5 protein-coding genes are annotated in these 3,525 nt (G+C 40.7%); all 5 read right to left on the minus strand.

Translation table 11 applies throughout. From position 1 onward, the window contains the following. Nucleotides 1-19: 19 nt before the first annotated feature. The 5 genes from BZG80_RS16295 to BZG80_RS15540 all read right to left on the minus strand — a co-directional run bounded on the left by BZG80_RS16295 (nucleotide 20) and on the right by BZG80_RS15540 (nucleotide 3,128). Complete coding sequence (locus BZG80_RS16295; protein WP_077679760.1) at nucleotides 20-172, minus strand: HNH endonuclease; 153 nt, start codon at nucleotides 170-172, stop codon at nucleotides 20-22. A 79-nt stretch (nucleotides 173-251) separates the two neighbouring features. Then, on the minus strand, nucleotides 252-773 hold the full coding sequence (locus BZG80_RS15520; protein ID WP_077661685.1) for a hypothetical protein: 522 nt from the start codon (nucleotides 771-773) through the stop codon (nucleotides 252-254). A 98-nt stretch (nucleotides 774-871) separates the two neighbouring features. Continuing rightward, nucleotides 872-1,273, minus strand: a complete 402-nt coding sequence (locus BZG80_RS15525) for a GFA family protein (protein WP_077461008.1) — start codon at nucleotides 1,271-1,273, stop codon at nucleotides 872-874. A 128-nt stretch (nucleotides 1,274-1,401) separates the two neighbouring features. Further along, the gene (locus BZG80_RS15535; protein ID WP_077661687.1) at nucleotides 1,402-2,562 is read right to left on the minus strand and encodes a hypothetical protein; all 1,161 of its coding nucleotides are present in this window, start codon (nucleotides 2,560-2,562) and stop codon (nucleotides 1,402-1,404) included. Beyond that, on the minus strand, nucleotides 2,559-3,128 hold the full coding sequence (locus BZG80_RS15540; protein ID WP_158011565.1) for a DUF4365 domain-containing protein: 570 nt from the start codon (nucleotides 3,126-3,128) through the stop codon (nucleotides 2,559-2,561). The genes BZG80_RS15535 and BZG80_RS15540 overlap by 4 nt, the downstream gene beginning before the upstream one ends. Nucleotides 3,129-3,525 lie beyond the last annotated feature (397 nt).

A 3,525-nucleotide genomic window follows, 5' to 3' on the forward strand; every position in this document is an offset into this window, starting at 1 on the left:
GAATTACAGTTCCTACAGATCAACTTATTACTAGACAGTCTGAATTACAGTTCCTACAGATCAACTTATTACTAGACAGTCTTCCACCAATTGCGTTAGGAATTATGTGTTCTAAGCTTCCAGCTTCCCCTTCACAACCATCGAATACACCATCCAACAAGCATATGGCCATTTTGCACCTTCTATCTTAATAAATTCACATAACGCCTAAAATCAGGAGCGCGGATTTTTGCGTCCCCTGCATTTTTTTGTTAGCTTATGTGATTGAGAAATAAATTATTAAGACTGTGATCAATTTTAGTTTTAAAATTTTGACCTACAGACGTATAAACCATTAGTCTTAAGGTTTTTAATTGTTTTTTAGGGTTTGGTTGTAAAACATCTTTAATGAAACTTTCAATCCACACAAATGGCTTATTCTCACGTGATAAGTGAATAAGAAAATTTGCTTCTTCACCCTCGTAAAGCATTTTAGGGATTGTATCTGACTCTACATCACCTAAGAGTTGGACTAAGTGCTTTTTATTTTTGAACCTACCGACGAACCATCCCAACTTAGTTATATTTGCTGGGCGTACACCTTTATTTACGACATGAATTCTCAATAAGTCAGTTGCTTCACTCTGTCCTCGCGTAACCAATTGTCGGTAGTCTACTTTGACAGCCAATTCAATTTTATTTTCACGCCGAGCAAACCAAAGCGACGTCACTGCAGCCGCAATAGTACCAATTCCCGCTAACCAAGTACCAATAACATTCAAAACTTCTAACATATTTTCTCTTTTTATGGTGAGCTAACGCTTGGCTTTGCGGCGTGCCGGAGCGCAGCGTAGGTTCGTCCGCCAACAGCCACTGGTTATGTGATGGTAGCTCACTCTGGCAGCCCCTCAAACTTTGGTACGTCCCCTAACCCCTCGTCCCAAACAGCTTTGCTGGATGAAAAGATATGCGCGGTTGGCGCCATAGAGATTTCAGTATCCAAGCATCCTGCCGGAACGACGAGCAATCCTGGGATCTGAGTACTTGGCAATGCTGAGCCACACAACTTACAAAAGCTTTTTTTATGACGAGTGCCTGGAAGCGTAAAGGACGTCACAGCATCTGCACCCGACCGCCAGGCCAATTTAGCTGACTGTGAGAATAGATTTGCCGCATGAGCCGACCCCGTATCTTTTTGGCAATGCTGACAATGGCACAGGTAAAAGCTATCGAAATCACCTGTTAACTCAAAGCTCACGGTACCACACAGACAAGAACCGAAATGATCAGTCATCAGAACTCCTTCTATGGCCTGTGGATGAAATACACATAACGCCGCGTTAAGGTGTGAGTAACGCAATACCGAAGTTTCGGCATTGCGCCTTAAACACTGAAGTTACCGCAAAGCAAAAATGCCACGCGTTACGAATCACTCTTAAACGCTTTGTTAGGGCTTTCCTGCTCTGTATCCAGTTCTTTGATTTCTAGGTTCTCACACACTTTCCATTCAGTGAGCGATTTAAAATTAGCAGACATTCTATTGTCAACTTTGACTGCTTCCAACTCGCCAGTTAACGTCACTACTTTTTTAGCTACATGAGCGTGAGCTATTATTGGATAAAGATCTTCACTAACCGTAAATGAAACACTAACCTCTCTATCCTGATATTTCGTCCTAAGTTTAGCTCGCCCTAAGTCATCGTCGTAGCCTCTATGCAAATCAGCGACTTCCCCAGAGAGTTGGATACTTCTCTCCGTTTTCTTTGCTTTCAAAACTTCTCGGTATTCAACAATCTTTTGAGCATCTCTAGAATAAAACGATATTGGGCTATTGTATTTCTCTTCAATGAACTCTTTTGATGACCAGTTGACTTTGATTTCGATATCTCTATGAGCCTTAAAACCAAATATATCTATTAGCGCATCACAATCTTTTTTGTCTATGCCTAACTCGAGTAGCTTCTGAGTAATCACATCAATATCAGACTCAAGCGCAAACACTGAAGAGACTTTAGCCAACTTCGAATAGAACAGCTTATTAATCATCCTGCCAAGAGATGTATTGCTGTCGAACAACTTTGGCTCTTCTTCGCTATTTACACGGTATAGAGGAGAGTGGATAGCTACAACATAACTACCTATCTGTGTTTGCCCCATTCCAATGTGGTTGTAATAACTACCCAAGTGCTTACTCTTGTTCTTGAACTTTTGGATTTTACTTGAACAATGTTTAAGCAACTTATAAGCAGAAGATAAAAGCTTGATTCCATCATCAAATGGGATTGAGCCATTTTGAACATCATCAGCAATCGCTCTAACCATTATGGCATCAAAGTCTAACGGTGATATTTGTTTGATCAAAGCTTCATGAGACACTCTAAGGTATTCAGACAACTCCTCTATTGTGTCTAATAGAAGTGCCTCATAGCGCTTATGATCTTCACTCAAAGGGAGCGTAACTTCTGACTCCGGAAACTCGTGACTATGCCAAATCTGAAATGTATCTCTAATTTCAGATGATTTGTGCCAGCCATTTTCAGCTAAGTATTTGGTCACATCATTTAGAGGTAATTGAGTACTCATATGATTAACCCTCTAGCGCTATATTGTTTCATCAATTCTATCAGAGTGAGATTGTTAAAAGCTTGAGAAAAAGGAACTTTAACAGTCACACTAGTTTTATTGCTGACTTCCGGCTCGCCCTCTAGGCTAATCCAATAGCCAGAAAATCTTACATTCGACTGGAGTGATGAATGCTGAACCCACTCCTGATTATCCTTAGGGCAGAAAACAACGATCAAAATCTTCGGAAGATCATCAATTTCTCTTAGATCATTGTAGTTCTTTATAGGTAGTGGAAAACTCAGCTCTTGTTTTTCCATATCTATATATTTGTAGTTAGATGTGCACTTGAGTTGTGCCAAAATTCTCGGTTTTTTCCAACGACCTTGAAAACCTCTACCAATGAGTTCGATATCGATGCTTTCATTATCAGTCGTCGGTTCACTATAATTAATCTTCGCAGCCGCACACATCAGCTTTACATAGGCAGAGCTAAATCGCTCTTGAGCATCTGTAAGATGTAAGCCATAGGAAGCAGGAAGCCTAGCCAAGCTCTGTCCAGTTTCCACCAATGATTCATTTTCCATTATTATTCTCAAATCAAGTCTAGAGATTTCATACATCATTCTAAATATGAGCAAAAATGCTCTATGAAAGCCCTAACATTGTATTAGCGCGCACGCTCACTTTCCCAAAACCGTTACACGCGTCTTTTGTTTCTTAACTGTCTGTTATTAAATAATTTTTCGCTTTTGATGTCTGTCTCTTTCCCGAGAAAGTGTGCATGCCGCCTATCACTGGTAAGGCGTGCACATTATCACTGCACTTACATTTATAATGCATTGATTATATTGGACAAAACGTGCATGCCATTGAGAAAGCGTGAATGCATGATGACAAAACGTGCATGCCATTGCGGTGCTCGAGGCGATAAGCTGGTTATCTATCCAGTATTTCTCCACGCTACCGCCCGCCGGTTTGCGG

The sequence above is a fragment of the Salinivibrio sp. MA440 genome, from assembly GCF_001996265.1.
Classification (GTDB): domain Bacteria; phylum Pseudomonadota; class Gammaproteobacteria; order Enterobacterales; family Vibrionaceae; genus Salinivibrio; species Salinivibrio costicola.

Coding starts and splice junctions, on each gene's coding strand:
- BZG80_RS15525 (WP_077461008.1), bottom strand. CDS start 1,273: ATGACTGATCATTTCGGTTCTTGTCTGTGTGGTACCGTGAGCTTTGAG.
- BZG80_RS15520 (WP_077661685.1), bottom strand. CDS start 773: ATGTTAGAAGTTTTGAATGTTATTGGTACTTGGTTAGCGGGAATTGGT.
- BZG80_RS15535 (WP_077661687.1), bottom strand. CDS start 2,562: ATGAGTACTCAATTACCTCTAAATGATGTGACCAAATACTTAGCTGAA.
- BZG80_RS15540 (WP_158011565.1), bottom strand. CDS start 3,128: ATGGAAAATGAATCATTGGTGGAAACTGGACAGAGCTTGGCTAGGCTT.
- BZG80_RS16295 (WP_077679760.1), bottom strand. CDS start 172: ATGGCCATATGCTTGTTGGATGGTGTATTCGATGGTTGTGAAGGGGAA.